Source organism: Pseudomonas sp. ICMP22404 (assembly GCF_006227205.1).
Lineage (GTDB): Bacteria > Pseudomonadota > Gammaproteobacteria > Pseudomonadales > Pseudomonadaceae > Aquipseudomonas.
In genome coordinates, this window is sequence record NZ_VCNG01000004.1 from 277,739 (window position 1) to 292,885 (window position 15,147).

The 15,147-nt window shown below is 56.7% G+C and carries 18 protein-coding genes; 17 read left to right on the plus strand and 1 reads right to left on the minus strand.

All coding sequences use genetic code 11. The features are described from left to right. Positions 1-26 precede the first annotated feature (26 nt). From FGE05_RS09425 to FGE05_RS09475, 10 genes are all read left to right on the plus strand, one after another. Positions 27-767, plus strand: coding sequence for a hypothetical protein (locus FGE05_RS09425; protein ID WP_139644272.1), 741 nt, complete (start codon positions 27-29; stop codon positions 765-767). Positions 768-879: 112 nt separating this feature from the next. After that, the gene (locus tag FGE05_RS09430; protein WP_139644274.1) at positions 880-1,110 is read left to right on the plus strand and encodes an AlpA family transcriptional regulator; all 231 of its coding nucleotides are present in this window, start codon (positions 880-882) and stop codon (positions 1,108-1,110) included. 4 nt (positions 1,111-1,114) lie between these two features. Further along, positions 1,115-1,957, plus strand: coding sequence for a ParA family protein (locus FGE05_RS09435; RefSeq protein ID WP_139644279.1), 843 nt, complete (start codon positions 1,115-1,117; stop codon positions 1,955-1,957). Between the two features lie 309 nt (positions 1,958-2,266). Then, positions 2,267-3,892: a ParB family protein gene (locus FGE05_RS09445; RefSeq protein WP_139644284.1), complete on the plus strand. Its 1,626-nt coding sequence runs from the start codon at positions 2,267-2,269 to the stop codon at positions 3,890-3,892. Continuing rightward, positions 3,889-4,437: a DUF2857 domain-containing protein gene (locus tag FGE05_RS09450; RefSeq protein ID WP_139644286.1), complete on the plus strand. Its 549-nt coding sequence runs from the start codon at positions 3,889-3,891 to the stop codon at positions 4,435-4,437. Before FGE05_RS09445 ends, FGE05_RS09450 begins: the two co-directional genes overlap by 4 nt. Next, a complete protein-coding gene (locus FGE05_RS09455; protein WP_139644288.1) occupies positions 4,434-5,624 on the plus strand; it encodes an STY4528 family pathogenicity island replication protein in 1,191 nt (396 codons plus the stop codon). Before FGE05_RS09450 ends, FGE05_RS09455 begins: the two co-directional genes overlap by 4 nt. A 254-nt stretch (positions 5,625-5,878) precedes the next feature. Continuing rightward, positions 5,879-6,634 carry a PFL_4669 family integrating conjugative element protein gene (locus FGE05_RS09460; protein WP_139644290.1) on the plus strand — a complete coding sequence of 252 codons (756 nt, stop codon included), beginning with the start codon at positions 5,879-5,881 and terminating at the stop codon, positions 6,632-6,634. Then, a complete protein-coding gene (locus tag FGE05_RS09465) occupies positions 6,631-7,149 on the plus strand; it encodes a DUF3158 family protein (RefSeq protein ID WP_139644292.1) in 519 nt (172 codons plus the stop codon). The genes FGE05_RS09460 and FGE05_RS09465 overlap by 4 nt, the downstream gene beginning before the upstream one ends. Next, positions 7,146-7,616 (plus strand): single-stranded DNA-binding protein, encoded by a 471-nt coding sequence (locus FGE05_RS09470; protein ID WP_139644294.1) that lies wholly within the window; start codon positions 7,146-7,148, stop codon positions 7,614-7,616. Before FGE05_RS09465 ends, FGE05_RS09470 begins: the two co-directional genes overlap by 4 nt. A 225-nt stretch (positions 7,617-7,841) precedes the next feature. Then, positions 7,842-9,809, plus strand: a complete 1,968-nt coding sequence (locus FGE05_RS09475) for a DNA topoisomerase III (protein WP_139644296.1) — start codon at positions 7,842-7,844, stop codon at positions 9,807-9,809. 42 nt (positions 9,810-9,851) lie between these two features. On the opposite strand, the gene FGE05_RS09480 is transcribed toward FGE05_RS09475, so the two are convergent. Continuing rightward, the gene (locus tag FGE05_RS09480) at positions 9,852-10,109 is read right to left on the minus strand and encodes a hypothetical protein (RefSeq protein ID WP_139644298.1); all 258 of its coding nucleotides are present in this window, start codon (positions 10,107-10,109) and stop codon (positions 9,852-9,854) included. Positions 10,110-10,317: 208 nt separating this feature from the next. Here FGE05_RS09480 and FGE05_RS09485 point away from each other — a divergent pair, with 208 nt between their 5' ends. The 7 genes from FGE05_RS09485 to FGE05_RS09515 all read left to right on the plus strand — a co-directional run bounded on the left by FGE05_RS09485 (position 10,318) and on the right by FGE05_RS09515 (position 15,138). After that, positions 10,318-10,659 carry a helix-turn-helix domain-containing protein gene (locus FGE05_RS09485; RefSeq protein ID WP_139644300.1) on the plus strand — a complete coding sequence of 114 codons (342 nt, stop codon included), beginning with the start codon at positions 10,318-10,320 and terminating at the stop codon, positions 10,657-10,659. Positions 10,660-11,526: 867 nt separating this feature from the next. Next, on the plus strand, positions 11,527-12,084 hold the full coding sequence (locus FGE05_RS09490) for an STY4534 family ICE replication protein (RefSeq protein ID WP_139644302.1): 558 nt from the start codon (positions 11,527-11,529) through the stop codon (positions 12,082-12,084). Positions 12,085-12,153: 69 nt separating this feature from the next. After that, a complete protein-coding gene (locus FGE05_RS09495) occupies positions 12,154-12,411 on the plus strand; it encodes a hypothetical protein (RefSeq protein ID WP_139644304.1) in 258 nt (85 codons plus the stop codon). Between the two features lie 100 nt (positions 12,412-12,511). Then, positions 12,512-13,006, plus strand: a complete 495-nt coding sequence (gene radC, locus FGE05_RS09500) for a DNA repair protein RadC (RefSeq protein ID WP_139644306.1) — start codon at positions 12,512-12,514, stop codon at positions 13,004-13,006. Between the two features lie 54 nt (positions 13,007-13,060). Further along, a complete protein-coding gene (locus FGE05_RS09505; protein WP_139644308.1) occupies positions 13,061-13,807 on the plus strand; it encodes an ABC transporter substrate-binding protein in 747 nt (248 codons plus the stop codon). Positions 13,808-13,918: 111 nt separating this feature from the next. After that, positions 13,919-14,461, plus strand: a complete 543-nt coding sequence (locus FGE05_RS09510; RefSeq protein ID WP_139644310.1) for a PilL N-terminal domain-containing protein — start codon at positions 13,919-13,921, stop codon at positions 14,459-14,461. Beyond that, positions 14,458-15,138, plus strand: coding sequence for a chemotaxis protein (locus tag FGE05_RS09515; RefSeq protein WP_139644313.1), 681 nt, complete (start codon positions 14,458-14,460; stop codon positions 15,136-15,138). The genes FGE05_RS09510 and FGE05_RS09515 overlap by 4 nt, the downstream gene beginning before the upstream one ends. Positions 15,139-15,147 lie beyond the last annotated feature (9 nt).

A 15,147-nucleotide genomic window follows, 5' to 3' on the forward strand; every position in this document is an offset into this window, starting at 1 on the left:
TATTTGACTATGGAGGTCCTCGGCGGATGCTTGCTTTCAATCGCCACAGTAAAATTTTTTATCGGCCTATAGAGGTAGCGCTGCGCTGGTGTCTTCTAATGGCTTATGAAGCGCAAATTCTCCAGTCAGACTGGACCAATTTGGCTATTCTAAGGAGGACATTTCCACAATGGCCGTGCCTGTATGTAAATACCGAGAGAATTATCGATGCGGTTAAGCATGGTGAACTGCCTTACGGCTGCCTAGGACTAACGGTTTCTCGTGGCACTCCTGTCGATATCTCGCAGTTAACTGTACGTCACACCGATCTTCGGATCTGGATGTCACAGTACTATCCTGAGCAAAAACCGCCCTTCCTTTTCGCCCCAAAATCGAATCAATTAGACAGCATAAATGTTGGGACTTACCTCGCGCTGCAAGCTGACAGAGAAGCTCTCCAGTTACAAGTCAAGAATATCAGCACTGCTTATCAAGAACTGACTACAGAGCTTGAGGCTATCGGATTAGAGAAAGAACATATTCGACTTATGCTCAATAGCAACAGAAAAGTCAGCGACCGTAGTGAAACCGCTTATCTTCATATAATCGGTGCGATGCTGAATCTACTGTTAGGTCATTCCCCTTCCGGCAAACCTCACTCGGTTTTCAAGTCCCAATCCGCGATAGTCGACGCCCTAATTGCTCACAACAAGGAACTCTCTGGCGTTTCTAAACGTACCCTGGACGAGAAATTCGCCGCTGCCAAGCGCAGCCTCTCCAAGCGCTGAGTTGTATTGCGCTGCAATCCTCCTAATTGCGGCGCAATGACTCCCTTCCATTTCTGCTATTCAATTTACGTCACGTCCTATCACGCGCCAATCAACGCCAGGAGTGACCATCATGTCCAATCAGCTTTTACCTACTGCAGACTTACTCCAACCGCCCCTCGAACGTCATATCATGCGGCGCGACGAGGTGGAGCGTAAAACCGGTTTCAAGCGCGCTCACATCTACAACTTGATGAAGGAAGGTAAATTCCCTCAAGCCAAACGCATTGGACTGCGCGCAGTAGGTTGGGACTCGCTGGAAATCGAACAGTGGGTCGTTGAGCGCTTAGGCCAACAGGTTTGATGCTATGCGTGTGCTATCGGTGGTCTCCACGAAAGGTGGCGTGGGCAAAACCACAATAGCTGCCAATCTCGGCGGTCTGCTGGCGGATGCTGGTTTACGCGTCCTATTGCTCGATCTGGATAGCCAACCCACCCTCTCCAGCTATTACGCCTTGAACCAGAAAGCTGTTGCCGGCGCGTATGAGCTCATTGCACTCAATTTAACAACGCCTGCACAGATTGTTTCCAGGACCGTGATTGCAGGGCTCGACCTGATCATCTCCAACGACGCTCAGGGCCAGTTGAGTACATTACTGCTGCACGCCCCTGACGGGCGATTACGGCTGCGCAATTTGCTCGACGATTTCCGCCCCCGTTACGACCTGCTTTTGGTCGACACCCAAGGCGCACGTAGCGTGCTGCTGGAGATGGCCATCCTCGCCTGCGATATCGCCATCTCCCCCATCACACCGGAAATGCTAGCCGCTCGCGAACTACGCCGCGGCACTTTGAGGCTATTCAGTGAACTCGAACCATTTCGTCACCTGGGTATTACGCTACCACCGTTGCGACTGCTGCTAAACCAGGTAAATAGCATCCGAGTAGATACGCGAATGATCATCCGTGGCCTGCGCGAGGCCTTCGCCGGGGTTCCCAACATCTCTGTTCTAGACACCATAGTTCCAGACCGAGTGGCTTATCTCAATGCCGCCTCCCTTGGTCTACCAGCCCACCGAATTGAAACTCACCAGTCACGTAAACGACGCTCGCAATCAGCAATGAAAACTATGCAAACGCTGGCCATCGAGCTGTTTCCGGAATGGCGCGAAGCGATTTCTAGGGTAAGCAGATACGCGGAGATTCGATAAGGCGAATTCCGAAGACGGTATTTCGCGCCAAATCATTTTGTTTGTTTAACCTTGAGGCCAACAGCGTTTGGCGAGGAGTCTTTTGATGTTGGATCGGTTTCCCATCGTCGTTCAGCCATCCATCCGACAAGATCAACCACCTAGCGAGGAGTACTGCACCGTGGTCTTTCGCCTGCAGCGTGGGCGCTCGGCCATGGGTCGTTTTCTCGCGGAACTGTCTCGGTATTTCGAAGATTCAGGAATAGCCGAGATCGTTAAGTTCGAGGTCGGTGACCATTTGCGTAACCGGCGTTAACTGAGGCTGTTCAAATGAAGAAGCTCAGTCAGGAGGAGATCACCGAAAAACTGCACCAGGACCATTTCTCTCGGGGTCCAGAAGTGGAGCGACTGTCCGATCCAGTCATCGACACCCCCATGCTGGTCACGCTGGAGCAGTTGCGCCCCTACGAGCACAACCCACGCTTCATCCGTAATCCGCTGTACGACGATATCAAAGCCTCCATCCGCGAGCGCGGGCTGGATCAACCACCACCTATCACCCGCCGCCCGGGAGAACCGACGTTCATCATCCGCAACGGCGGAAACACCCGCCTGGCGATTCTCGGTGAGCTATGGCAAGAAACACGCGACGAACGCTTCTTTCGCATCCACTGTCTGTTCCGACCTTGGACGAATGAAGTCACCGCCCTGCTCGGCCATCTGGCCGAAAGCGATCTGCACGGCCAACTCACTTTCATCGAGCGTGCGCTGGCCGTAGCTAAACTCAAAACCATGCTTGAGCCGGATGGAACAGCACTCTCGCAACGTGAACTCGCAAGACGCCTCGGGGCTGGAGGTTATCCGGTTTCTCAATCGCACATCAGCCGGATGCTCGACACCCTCGATCATCTGCTGCCCGCTATTCCGCAAACACTGTATGCCGGATTGGGCAAGCCGCAAATTGAACGCCTGATCGGTCTACGTAGCCAGGCAGAAAAAACCTGGAACCGCTATCCCACCAATACCCTTGCGTTCACCGAGTTTTGGCTCGACACCCTGGCCTACTTCGATGCCGACCCCGAGTCCTTTGACCTTGAGCAGATCCAAGATGAACTGCTCGAGCGAATGAGCCGGCTGCTCGGGCAGTCCTACCGCATGCTGGCCTTGGAACTGAGCAATACCCAACGCACCCTCCCCATGGCTGGCATTGCCGTCGCTCTGCCCTCAGTGAACACCCATCTATCGAACGACAGTGAGGCTTCGACTTTGCCTCTGCCCTCTGATTTTGGCTCGACTGAGCACAAACTCCAGCCGACTTCTTCCGAACCACACTCCAAATCAAATGAGGCCAGAGCCCTGGTCGAAGCCACGCCAGAACGCCCCACACCGCCTGAAACAAATGTCGTATCAGCGGTCAGTCCTCCCTCTCGCGTTCAACAGATTCGCGAACAGATCGATCGCGAGACATTCACCGAAGCGCCGCCAACCGCCGTGGCCCTTGTGGCCGACGATATCTGGAGCATCCCGCCAGCACTGGATACCCCCGAGCAACTGCGTTTCGCCATCGCCGGTCTGGCGCGGGAAATGGCGGCCTATGCCGGGCGTCCCGAGAGCATCATCGATCAGAAGAACGGATTGGGATTCACCCTAGACATGGAGTGGCTTGATCTTGCAACACCTCGTGCCACCGGCATTCACCTGCTGCTCTTGGCCCTGCTGCGCGCTCAAGACGAGGTGGACTGGGAGGATCGCAAACAACTGCCCTCAGCCCTGTTCGGGCAGCTGTTGCTGGGTGTGTATCAACTCCCTTTGACAGACCGTCCGGTCATGGACGTGGGGTTGGAGCGTCTACCCGACGGACTGTTGATCAAGCTGTATCGCCTGATCCGTTTGGCCCGTCGCCTGATCGACTTATCGCTTGCCCCTGAACACGACTCACCGGAGGCGCTGCCATGAGCTTGTCCTTCAATGTGCTCAACCAGGCCATGCTAACCCAAGTGCTGCACGAGTTGCGCCTGGGTAATCTGCAGCGCTGCAAAGCCCTCGGACTGGGCGAGGACGACATCTACCTGTTGCAGTCCTTGCCACCCACCACGCTGTCGCGCCTGACACATGCCACCGTACCTTGGGTCGAGGTCAAGATCGACTCGCCGGTGCTGCATCGGCTGATTGAGCAAGCTGATCGCGACGAACAGAACGAGCGCTTGATCAACCGAGCCCTCAAGCTGGGGGCCAGCAGCACCATCATGTACCAATGCTTTGGCTTAGCACATTCCGAAACCGCACTGCGTCGACGTCTACTCAAAATAGAAACCCGCAAGGGTCGACCGCAGAACTTGAGCGAAGCGCAGGAACATGCGCTCTGGCAGCGCTGGTGTCAGCTGCGGACGCAAGACGGTACCGAGGATCAGCTCGACGCCATGATGATGCTGGCGGAGGAACAACAGATCAGCTTGACCGTCGTTTGGCAGCAGATCGATCACTACAGCAATGCAACATGAACACCGTCTCGCCCAACCGCTGGCAGCGCGTCCTTCAGCAATGCACCCAGCAATTGAATGAACGCTGGCCCGCTCGCCCTACTACCGAAAAACCCTCCAACCAGGCTCTGCAGGCTGGCTTTCTGTTCAGTGGCCAATCACACGAAATCGTCCCGCGTCGCTTGCTGCTGGACAATCGGCTGACGCCGTTGGAGCGTAATGCCTGGCAGGTGTTTCGACTAATGCTGCAAGGCCAAGGCATGGTCACACCGCGCTACGAGGATCTGCAGCCCTACCTGTCGAGCATACCTTACGGCGCGTCAGCCTCCCGTGAAACTATCGCTCGTGTCCTGACGATGCTCAGGCTTACTCGCTGGCTCAGCTTGGTGAGTCGCGGGCGCGATCAGGTTAACGGGCGTCTGCAAGGCTCACTGTATGTCCTGCACGATGAGCCATTAACCCCCGCCGAAGCCATGGAACTGGATCAGGACTATCTGGAGCTGATCGGACATTGCCTCAGTCATGCCACCAAAGCTGTGCGTATTGTCGCCCAACACATTCTGGAAGAACTCCGTCAGGACACCAATATCGATCGGGACCGACTCCCAACACGCTTCGACTGCTGGGGAGATCGTTGGATACGCCAAGGATTAGACCTGGGAGCCGACGACGCGGTGCACGATTCTGAACTGGGTGGCGATCACCTCGTTCGGAATCGTACAGCCCCTCGTTCGGACTCCGAACCAGGCCTGAACGCCAGTATTTTCGGCACAGTTCGGAATCCGAATGCCGCCTGTACCGTATTAAAAGAAAGTATTTGTACAGTACCGCGCGCGACCCCAGCAGTGGATAACATGCTCTGGCCCAATGCGCTGCACCTGAGTCCGAACGAACGTCAGGCCGCTATCGTGGCGCTGAACAAGCTCAAGCCGGCGGATAGGCAGGCGGTGCTCAACGAGGCCGGTGCGCGCTGTGCGGCCGGCGGTATCCGCAAGCCCGCGGCGTATCTGATGGGCCTGATCCAGCGCGCGCTGAAAGGAGAGTTTCATCCCTGGACGGGTCAGACAGAACCGTCATTCATTGCAGAGGCAGCCCTGACAGCACCAGTGCGCTCGACCAGAAAACCGGGCGAACCCGCCTCCGCTCTCGCCCAAGCGTGTCTGAATGAATTGCGTCAACTGCGCGGTAAACGTCCTGGGCGTCAGTAGACGTCAGTGGATTTGATGCCACTGGCATCAAATCCAGGGAGTTCTACTGTGAGATCGCGAGCAGCCAAATCTGTGCAAGCCGGACAACATGCCCATAACTATCCACGGAAATAACGCCACTGGCATCTCGCTAAAAACTCCCTCTAGCGGTTGCTCCGACCGAACCAAACCGAACAGTCCGCATTCAACTTTTTGGCTGCCCTCGAAACTCATCCGTCGCAAGGTTCTCGCCAAGCTTATGCGAGGACTACATCGTGGCCGATCATTACCAACTCAACCTGGGGTCATTGCGCAGCAGCATCACCCTGACCCTGCATACCCACCACGCTGCTCGTATCTGGCAAGGCCGGACAGCACGCGAAGGTGTCCACTCGATCATGGGCATGGCCGGCTACATCAGCGTCACCAACCTGATCAAACAGACTTCTGCCCAAGACGATCCCTATGCCGACTGGGCCATGGTGCAACTCGAAGAAAAACTGATGCAGGCCAAAGCTGGGATGCTGGAACTGACCCAGCAACTGGATCGAGTCAAACAGGACCTCCCGCCCCAGATCGACATGGGTGACAACCTCAACATCCACCCCGTCGCCTTGCCGTTGTACATCGGCAGTCAGTTAGGCTTCCTGGCGGTCTACCTGCTGACCGACTACGACACCCTGGTGCGCCGCACCCTGTTGGCCCATCACACCGCCCTGATCGGCCGCGTCGACATGGAGGCCTGGATTGATGACGGCGCCCATCTGCTGCGCAGTCTGTTCGGCCTGGCACAGCGCTATCGGCATGCCGGCGTTACACGCGATGACATGGCGGCGAACAACGCCCGGGCCCTGGCAGCCATCGACAAATTTGGTTTACCCCCCATGGATATCCTTGAGGGCCATCGTCGCTCCCAGTTCGCGCCACCAATCATTCGTCGTGGTGCTGGGCCAACGGATGACGCTGAGACTCTGCCAGAGGAGCCGAGTGAACCATCTGCGGCTGTGGATGTGCCGGAGGACGAAGCATGAATTCCGTAAAACCGGCTCAACCGTTATCCCTCGCAGCGTTGACACCGGATGCCTATCGGCAGCTCGAACACGCCGCCTCACTAAAAGGCCTTTTAAAGCCCTTTAAGGGTAAGGGGGAGTTGGAGCACTTGGCGCAGGTCGCGAGGGAAATCGAGGCGCAGTTATGTCGCTTGATGGAGACAGTAGTGCAGAAGGCAGGACAATCGCCTTACTCACTGCTGGATATTCGCCTGGTGCTGCAGAACACCAGCGCCGGCAGTACCTTCCTGCGCTGGCGCACGCGCGATTTCTCTCGCATGGGGGTTGCGGTCTGGGAACGGCAACTCTGCAACAAGGCCCTGCCGCAGGTCGTGCGTGAGGGGCTGCACCGATTCGAATGCGACCGCATTGCACTGAACCTGCAGATGAGCGTGGTGCATTCGCTATTTCGCCAGGCCACCACCTGTGCGATCAAAATGGCCAGTGCCGAACTGCTACTGCGCCAGTTCACAACAGCAGTGGAGATATCACGATGAGTACTTTTTTCGTCGGTGAAGGCAACATCGGCAGTGCGCCAGAGTTCCAGGAGTTTGCCTCAGGAAATGACGAGCCACGGCGTTTGCTACGGCTGAACGTGTACTTCGACAATCCCGTGCCGCGTGAGGGCAGCTATGAAGATCGAGGCGGCTATTGGGCACCGGTTGAGCTCTGGCACCGCGAAGCCGAACACTGGGGCACGCTGTACCAGAAAGGCATGCGCGTGCTGGTCGAGGGCCGCACGGTGCGTGATGAGTGGGAGGACAGCGAAGACAATACGCGGGTGACCTTCAAGATCGAAGCCCGTCGAGTCGGCATCCTGCCTCACCGTGTGCAAAGCGTGGTCATGCGGGAACGCTCCAGCGAACAGACCGCACCTGGGAAACACCTCGGGCCAAGTACCGAGCAGGTCAGTTCACCAGCGTCGAAATCCAAGAAGCGCCGAGGGCAGCAACCTACTGGCTGATGGGTATTAGGCATAAAAATTGCGCCTTTGCGTGAAGTTGTTGAGTCGCTCTTACTCTCTGCTCGTGAGTATGCACTCTGTCGTCCAGGCTACGACGGGTAGCAACCTCGTCCCATCCCAAGCGCTCCTCACTGACTAATATGAGGATCCTGTGATTCAGGTTTCTCATATCCTGCCACGGCTGTTTCCAACAACTCTGCTCCGGACCCAATCCGGAGCAGTCTTATGCGCTTATTCCTCTGCGAGAAACCTTCCCAGGGCCGTGACATTGCCAAAATACTCGGAGCCACTCGGCGCAGCGATGGTTGCCTGCTCGGCGCCGAGACAACCGTCACCTGGTGTATCGGCCACCTACTCGAGGCAGCCCCGCCCGAAGCCTATGGCGAGCAATACAAGCGCTGGTCGCTGGACCATCTGCCGATCATTCCCTCGCAGTGGCAAGTCGAGGTCAAACCCAAAACGGCAGCACAATTCAAGATCATAAAACGCCTGCTGAATGAAGCCGCCAGCGTGGTCATCGCGACCGACGCAGACCGTGAAGGCGAGATGATTGCCCGCGAGTTACTGGAGCTCTGCAAGTATCGCGGCCCGATTCAGCGCCTCTGGTTATCCGCACTTAATGAGGCGTCCATTCGCAAAGCGCTGTCCTCGCTGAAGTCCGGTCAGGAGACCTTCCCGCTCTACCACTCCGCCCTCGCCCGCAGCCGCGCCGATTGGCTCATCGGCATGAACCTCAGCCGTTTGTTTACCCTCCTCGGTCGGCGGGCGGGCTACGACGGTGTGCTATCGGTTGGACGCGTCCAGACACCCACGTTACGTCTGGTGGTCGATCGGGATCGCGCGATTGCCAGCTTCGTCCCGGTGCCCTATTGGGACGTGGAGGTACAGCTTTCGTCTATGGGTCAGCTATTCATCGCGTCATGGTTGCCGCCGAGCTCGGGACGAGATGAGGCTGGGCGTTGCTTGCAACAGGCACTTGCCAGTCAGGCGCTCCAAGCGATCACGGGCGGCAGAGCTGCCACGGTAACCTCGCTGCAGACAGAGCGTTTTCGCGAAGCAGCGCCCCTGCCCTTCGACCTGAGTACGCTGCAAGAAGTCTGCTCGCGCAAGCTGGGGCTCGGCGTTCAGGAAGTCCTGAATATTGCCCAAGCCCTGTACGAAACGCACAAAGCCACCACCTATCCCCGAAGTGATTGCCGCTATTTGCCGGAGAATATGTCCGACGAGGTACCTGCAGTTCTCGATGCCCTGCTCAAAACGGATCCCGCGCTGCAACCTGAATTCGGAAAACTCGATCGTTCATTACGCTCACGGGCGTGGAACGATGCCAAGGTCACCGCGCATCACGGCATCATCCCCACCACGGAACCGGCGAACCTTGCGCGGATGTCCGAACCAGAGCGCAATGTCTACGAACTGATCCGTAGCCATTACCTCGCACAATTTCTCCCCCATCATGAGTTTGATCGAACCCAGGTCGAACTGGAGTGCGGTGGACAGCGGTTGACGGCCGTTGGCAAACAGATCCTGGTCCAAGGCTGGAAAGGCCTGCTCTACGATGCCTCGGAGGACGATGAGCCCAGTCAAAAGACCCAGGTATTGCCCGCCTTACAACAGGGCGCGCAGTGCACCGTGAGCGATGTCGAGCTCAAGGCCGTGCGCACCACAGCTCCCAAACCACTCACCGAGGGTGATCTGATCAAGGCAATGAAAAACGTGGCCAAGCTGGTCAATGATCCACGCCTGAGACAGAAACTTCGCGACACCACCGGCATCGGTACCGAAGCCACCCGGGCCAGCATCATCAAAGGTTTGATCGACCGTGGTTATTTGCTGAAGAAAAAACGTGCCTTAATGGCCTCAGCCGCTGCCCATACCCTGATCGAGGCTGTACCTGCTGCAGTCGCGGATCCGGGTATGACCGCGATTTGGGAACAAGCCCTGGACGAAATCGAAGCGGGACGCCTGACCCTCGACGCGTTCGTCGCCAAGCAGGCGGGTTGGATCGCGCAGTTGGTCGAGCACTGCGGGGCGCTCACATTGGCGGTACCTGTCGAAGCCGGCCCGGATTGCCCGATTTGCAACAACACAATGCATAGGCGTAAGGGGAAGTCAGGGCCGTTCTGGTCATGCTCCCGATACCCAGATTGCAAGGGCATTGTGCCGATCAGAAACAAAGCTCAGCGCTCCTGATACGCTATAGATCAGTCACTCGAGCCTTGGACCGATGCACTGTCAGTGCATCATCAATGGCGGCTGCTCCATCTCTAACTCGCTCAAGGGCTGTCCAATTTCGCGGGCCAAGGCGATACCTGCCGAAATCCATATCTGCCCCAGTTCGTTGAATGCTTGCATGTGGGCAGGACTCTCATTGAGCCAGTGGACAAGACTGTCGAAGTGTTCGGGGTTACCAGGGGACTCATGGATCTCGATAAACAGCTCCAGCGCTCGATCCCAGATTAGGTCCATGACGTCATCGCTCTCACCTTCCATGCTCAACCATTCCTCAACTTGGCCCTATCAGACCCTTCATTCACGCTGGCACCTCGGTCTCTAAGCCCCGGAGGAATAGAAACCACGTCGCGGTATACGGTTATTTAAGTCAAAATAACAACCTAATAAGTCGATACTCAACCGTTAAGGATGTTCATGTCAATGGGTCTTTGCTCAACCATTCGGGTTGAACTGGAGAACTCATCACTTGGCACATAAACATCCCACCCAGACCCAAATCGGGCGCATGATCGCTAAGCACCGAACCGAGCGTAATCTGACCCAGGAAGAGGTCGCTGAACGCATGGGGATCGGTAGCGAGGCCATATCGCGACTGGAACGAGGTTTGGTGGAGCTTTCCGTCGCCAAGCTGATGCAGCTGGCGGACATTTTCGACTGCCGGATGGATGAACTGCTGACGAAGTCGAGCAGTCGTCCCAACGACCAGAGTCAGATGATCACGAGTCTGCTGAGCGGACTGAAAGAAAGTGACCGCGCCTTTATTCTGGCAACCGTCGAACAATTGGCCGCTCATCTCGGCAGCAAATAGGCGTTCGCCTCTGGCTTGACGCTGTTACGCCCCTCTGCTGTAGTACCTCCGATGCATCGCCCATGGCGACCCAAGACCGATTAGCTCCGGGTAGCTCGGTCGGACTCGTAGAGTTCGGAGCCTTCTCCTCATTGGAATAACGTTCCCACATTGTGCTCGATCTGATCGTCGTGGCGGATGACCGCTGTTGCCTCCACCAGGCAATAGCGGTCATCCGCTTCGGCGATCGTATTCAACTCCGGAGCCCGCCGGAGAAACACTGGGTACCCTTTGTGCGCGGATGCGTGCCAGCAGGTTCCGACCCAGGCCACGACAAGGGTCGGTTGGCGAGTAGTTACGCAGTGAAACAAGCTTTGCGAGGAGCTTTTCGACTGCATAAAACCGTCAAAGGTGGCTTTTCTTTTCCTCGCCTGGCTTCCTGCCAGGCCGACTCTTCATTTATTTCATTCCAGTGATTGCCACTGTGTTCCGAGTGTAAAAAATCGGGTTGCAGCGTCTTGACGCTCCCCTTTGACAGGCTTATAGAAAGGGTGTGGTTCGCTGTCGTTGACAGCACAGCCCAGGTAGCCGGAACCTTCAAGGCTACGCCACGCTCGTGGTGGTTTACCCAAGTGCGATCAGCGTTCGGAAGCTCGCACGGTTACCGCTTCAGCGGTGATGAATGCCCACTCCCCCGGGCCTGCGGACCTCTACCGCAGGTGCTCTTCTGCTGTACCGCTACTCACCTAGACGCATCGTCCTGTTCGTCATCGGTTTGCCGATGACGGGTAGTTCATTGCTGATCTTTACCTTACCCACCCTGACGGGGGCTCACTTCCCCGTCGGGGCTTGTGCGTCGCCGTTTTCCCTTGAAACAGGAGAACCACCATGGCCCACGCCAACCAATCCCAAGAAGTGACCACTTACTTCAATCTACACACTGTCGGTATCGGCTATCTCAACCGTGTGCGTGAAGTACCAGTCCGCCGCGGCCAGCCGTTCATGGCCTGCGATATCGCAGCCCTGCACGGAGCCAGCGATGCGGTGGAATACACCCGTTTCGATTGCAAGGTCGCTGGAGGCGAAGCTGAACGTTTGATTCGTCTCTACATGGACGCCGTCAAAGCCGAGAAAAAGGTGTTGTTGTCGTTTCGTATCGGCGACCTGTGGATCGATCCGTTTCTCTATGAGAAAGGTGATAAACAAGGCCAACCGGGCGCCAGCCTGAAAGGTCGTTTGTTGTTCATTGACTGGATCAAGGTCAACGGCACGTTCGAGTACAAAGCGCCCGCCAGGCAGGAAGCAACAGCACCTGCTGAGCAAGCGCCTACTAATGAGGCATCCACAACGTCGGCTGATACCGAAGTTGAGGAGCCCGAACCAGAAGATCAACCCTCTCCCCGCACGGCTCACCGTGACTCTACACGCACTGCTCAGTCTGCCTGAACGGTCCATAAGATCTCAGCAAGGCGCTCCTCCGAGCGCCTTTTCTTCAATCAGCACAGGAGAACCCTCGTGGAATCCTTTTGGCTTTGCGACGACTGCCTGTTCGCCGCCGCGTACGAAGACTACAGCACACTCTCGCTCTACCACACAGCGGATGAAGTCGAGAAACGCATCGCCGCGATCCAACGCGGACTGATTCGGTTAATGCCCATCAGTGCCGACTTCGACCCCGAAGCCGGCTGGGGGATAAAAGCCTTTTCCTCACTGCCCTGTGATGGTTGTGGTTCACCCCAATCAGGTCAACGCCACCAATTCACTCGGTTGTAAACGACGCGATATCCGCTAACGACCACGACTTCATACCCACCAAGGGGATACCACTCCCCTTGGGTGTGCGCCCCTGATGATCCTATTCGGAGGTACCACCATGAGCACCCAACTCACCCTGATTGAAACCTCGGATGTCGAGGCTGATCGTATCGCCCAAGAAAACCGAGTGATCGACGAAGCGCTGCGTATTCTGGATCGTCGGCTGTTCACCCGCGGCCCCGAGCTGACCTCACCTGATGCCGTGGCCTCCTTCCTAAAACTGCAACTTGCTCAACAAGAGCATGAAGTCTTCGGCGTGATCTTTCTCGACGCAAAACACCGAGTGCTGGCGTTCGAAGTCCTCTTTCACGGCAGCATTGACGGCGTCAGCGTATACCCCCGCCAGGTGGTTATGCGCTCCATAGTCCATAACGCTGCAGGCGCCATATTGGTTCACAACCATCCCTCCGGTTGTACCGAACCGAGCCAGGCAGATCGCATCTTGACCGCCCGCCTGAAAGAGGCTTTGGCACTGATCGAAGTATGTGTACTGGACCACTTCATCGTGGGCAAAGGTCGTCCGCTGTCCATGGCCGAATACGGTTGGCTTTAACCCTCACAGGAGCCTTCGGGCGCCTCGTTTCTATTTTCATTCTGGAGAACGCTCATGAAACCCATGCACCAAACCCCATCCCTGCTGACGGGCTCAAATCCATTTGCTCGCGGCTACCATAACCTGCATGTCGAACGACTGTTGCTGATCACCTACGAGGACGACTGCCCACCCTGCTATCGCCCTTTGCACCACTCGCAAACCCATCTTCCCGACGATAGGCTGCAATTGTTCCCCTGCGTGTTCAATGACGATTTCGCTCTGATCAGCGAAGGCCAATCCATTTCGGATGAGTTGGATGAACGCTGCCAGTCCACCGGGTTGGTTCGCCAAGTGATCTACGCGGTGATCGGCGAAATGCTCAACAAGCAGCATCACGTCGGCGACCTGTACTCCTTGGAAGAAGCCCACGCCGTGATCCATCGCTTGAACTTCGAAACGGGGCACTACAGCCGGGTCTGGGAAATCAGCACTGCACATCTTCCCGAAGAAGCGATGTTTTACCTGGAGCGGTCTGTGGGCAACTCTGCCCCCAAACTGACCGGCTTGTTGTTCGAGCTTTTCACCTTGCCGGATTGCGACGGTATCGGTTGCAAGCTGATCGGTACACCATGGACGGACGAGAACTTGCTGAACATTGATGACAAGCCTTATTCAAACCTGAGGCAAGAACAACTCGATGCCGGCACGCCGGAAGCGTTGGTCAACGTGTTGTACCTGGCGGCGTTGGCGGATGTGCGATTATTGATCTTCGATCCCGATGCTGCAGCCTTGTCTGGGCTCGTCGTTTTTGATGAATAGCAACGTGAAGTGTTCTGCTTAAAAACGACCCGCTCTAAGTCGCCTTTCTCACTGAATCACCCCCTTCCCTCATGTCAGGTTCTGCACTGAATCTGACATGAGGACCTTTCCATGGGCCGTTTTTTCACGCCGGTCTGCCTACTGGGCATGCTGAGCGCCTGCACCGCGCAAGCCCCCAACACATCGTCGCCCAACCCAACAATCGATAATGACCCCAGTCGAGTCCAGGACTCGATGGATACGGCCGAGAGCAGTTATCAGGCAGAGCTTCGTTATGGTCGCTATACGCTGGTCAGCACTGCGCCCACCACAGAGCAACGAGACCTTCTTGCTCAAGTCATCGACGTGAGTATTCCGTCCAGTCTGAGTCCTTCTGTGCAGGATGCGCTGCACTACGTGCTATTGCGCTCGGGCTATTCGCTCTGCCCAGACGCCGCGCCAGTGACAGTGCTCTTCAGCCGCCCCCTGCCGGCGGCCCATTACCGGCTGGGTCCAATCCCTTTGCGCAATGCATTACAAGTGCTGGCCGGCCCGGCCTGGCAACTCACGACCAACGACGTCAACCGCTCGGTCTGCTTCGAGCAGCAAAAAGCTGATAGCAGCGCCGTGTCGATCACGCCTGCCCCGTTCCGTCAGCCGGAGGCACGCCCATGAAAGCCTCGACGTTTCAAACCCTCATCATTGGGATCCTTTGCCTGGCGATCGCCGGTCTGAGCGGCGGGTTGTATAACCAGTATCAGCGCATGGCAGAACTGCAGAACACCAACAACCAACACCTACAGACCCTGGACACCCTGCAACATGACTCAAGTGCCCTCAAGGACGCGCAGGAGAAACTGCAGTACGCGTTGAGAGACCTGAAACAGCTGGTCGATACCGGCGAGCAACAGGCCAACACCCTCGATCCCATGCTGGATCAGTGGGCACAAGAGATACAGGTACTGCGCGACGGTCTGGCAGCCCGTGCCACCGAGACAGACATGGCTGCGCTACGCGCACGCCTTGAACAGGTGGAGCAGCAGCTCCTGGACCTCAAGTCCAAGCCATCACCAACACCAACACCAACACCAACACCCTCCGCTGCCAAACCGAAAAAGACCGCTCCCCACAAGCCCACTCCACTCTCTCCACCGTTTTCAGTATTAGGTGTCGAGTCCCGCGGTGGTGAAAGTTTCTTGGCAATCGCCCCTCATGACAGTCGCTCTCTCGTGGAGGTTCGACTGCTGCATCGCGGCGAGCAGATCGGAGCCTGGTACCTGAAAAAGCTGGAGCCAACCGCAGCCATCTTCGCAGTGGACGCTCAGCCAGACCAGACCGTGCAGTTTCCTTGAGAAACCATC